Origin of the sequence: Clostridium sp. ZS2-4 (genome assembly GCF_026719745.1) — a bacterium.
GTDB lineage: Bacteria > Bacillota > Clostridia > Clostridiales > Clostridiaceae > Clostridium_H.
In genome coordinates this window covers 1-2,046 of sequence record NZ_JAPPRQ010000006.1, presented here as the reverse complement: position 1 = coordinate 2,046, position 2,046 = coordinate 1, and the positions used below count along the sequence as shown (strand labels likewise).

Below are 2,046 nucleotides of genomic sequence, written 5' to 3'. Positions count from 1 at the left end.
GAAAAATTAATTAAGAAAGCAGCACCCTTTGTTAAAAAAGCATTTAATAAGATATCAGCTGAAATATCAGAGAATATTAGAATAGCTAAAATAGCATTAAACAATATGAAAAAAGGACCGAAGCCAGCAGTACTTGGGAGTAATTTGGGTAATGGTTATGAGGCTTTAGGTAGGTTTAAAAAGGAATTTGAGAAGGTTAAAAATGGTATTGAAGGGGTTACTAAAGCTGATAGAATAAAGCAATTTAATTTAAATAATTGCAGAGGACAAATGGTAAATGAATTAAAAAAATTCAGAAAAGGATTATTAAATGATAAGGATGCAAGGGGGATAAGTAAAATTTGTTCGACTGCGGATTTAGGAGATTTAAATTTAAAAGGTGAAGCCGGAAGTGGAATTTGGAAGTATAATCTAACAATAAAGGATTATACAGGAGTTGACCCTAGAGAATTTTGTAAAACAACTGAGGATTATACTAAATATTATAGAAGTTTATTATCTGATGAGCATTTAGATGATTTACCAAATAGCTTTTGGGTTGGAAAAAATGAAGCGTTTATTAGAGAAGATATGGCTAAATTAAGAGTTGATATTGAAAGAGTAAAAAAAGAAGCATCAGATTTAGGGGAATTAAATGTATATGGTGAACCAAGTTTTGAATCAGATTGGAATATTGATAATTGTGCAGAAATTTGGAGTTCAAGAGATGCAATATTAAAAGGTGCAAGATATGATGATTTGGTTTATCGCACAGAAAATTTAGATGGTAGATTTGCAGAACCTTGTGATAATTGTCAAAGAACATTTAAAGGAACGTATAACATTGATTACTAGGAGGTATTTAAGGTGGAAATATCAAATAAAACAATAGAAGTATTAAAGAACGCAGGATGGTATGAGGGAAGAAGGATAGATATATCAGAAAATATAAAATTTCTTGAAGAAAGAGGATTTGAAGTCTTAGAAAGTGCTAAAAGGTTTATGGAGGAATTTGGAGAGTTAAGAATTAATGTTGAAAGGATAAGGAAGGACGGCTCTAAAAAGATATCTAAGCATAGTACATGTATTAAAGAATCAATAGGAATGCTAGATAGTTCATTTTTTACTTTAAGTGAATACGTTGATGAAAAAGTTATGCTTATAGGTGAACTTTATAATGCAGAGATTAGATTATTTATATCAGAATCAGGAAGAGTATTTAAATCAATAGGATGGGTAGGAGATAGTATTTGGGAGGCATTTGATAATATTATTAATGAAAAAGGCACAATAATTTGGGATAAATTCAAAGGGTAACAATATTTTACTCAATACAAAATCATGTGTAATCTTATTACAGAATTATTAAATTCTAATTAGTGTATTAAAAGTAATAAAATATATCATAATAACTTGCTACATAATTGTAATAATGCAGTGAAAAGATGAAATGAACTAGCCTACTCAATTTCAGCTAGTTCATTATTTTTTTAGTAGTTAACATATGCGATAAATACATAAAAGTAGTTTTGAAATTTATTTCCAAAGTGGATTCAATTGGGAAAGTACTTAGTAAACTATCAAGTGGCAGCAAGAGTATGTTAAATAAAGTATCTGGTAAAGTCGATGATATTTTAGGTGCATTTAGTAAGACCAGCAGGGAGTTATTTGATACAGTAGCAAACAAAGCAGACGATGTAATAAATAGTATAAAGAATAGTACTCAAAATCTAGTTGATAGAGTATCTGGTAAATTCAATAAAATAACAAGTAGTATTGATGATAAAGTTGATGATTTATTGCGTGCAGGAGCATCAAAAACAGATGATGCTTTAAATTCTCTCAATGAATTGACAGATAGAGTAGGATATAATATTAGAAAATCTCTTGGTATGCAAGAAGAGTATGCTGGTATAGGTGATTTATAGGAAGTCAATTTCATGGTTCGGGTGATATTGATAATCTTGTTGCTCAAAATAGCCAAATTAATCGTTCTGGTGGTGAATGGTATAAGATGGAGACTGAGTGGGCGGATGCATTGAAAGAAATACCACCAAAAAAAGTTTC

Annotated in this window: 4 protein-coding genes; all 4 read left to right on the top strand. The window is 29.9% G+C overall.

Annotation, left to right across the window (positions count from 1 at the left end; all coding sequences use genetic code 11):
- Positions 1 to 834 (top strand): hypothetical protein (locus tag OIO11_RS00400; RefSeq protein WP_268069354.1); only part of this gene is annotated, 834 nt, incomplete at its 5' end.
- Between the two features lie 12 nt (positions 835 to 846).
- Positions 847 to 1,296, top strand: coding sequence for an SUKH-3 domain-containing protein (locus tag OIO11_RS00395; RefSeq protein WP_268069353.1), 450 nt, complete (start codon positions 847 to 849; stop codon positions 1,294 to 1,296).
- 230 nt (positions 1,297 to 1,526) lie between these two features.
- The gene (locus tag OIO11_RS00390; RefSeq protein WP_268069352.1) at positions 1,527 to 1,907 is read left to right on the top strand and encodes a hypothetical protein; all 381 of its coding nucleotides are present in this window, start codon (positions 1,527 to 1,529) and stop codon (positions 1,905 to 1,907) included.
- On the top strand, positions 1,904 to 2,046 hold a 143-nt coding region (locus OIO11_RS17090; RefSeq protein ID WP_326497900.1), incomplete at its 3' end, for a DNA/RNA non-specific endonuclease. The genes OIO11_RS00390 and OIO11_RS17090, both read left to right, overlap by 4 nt.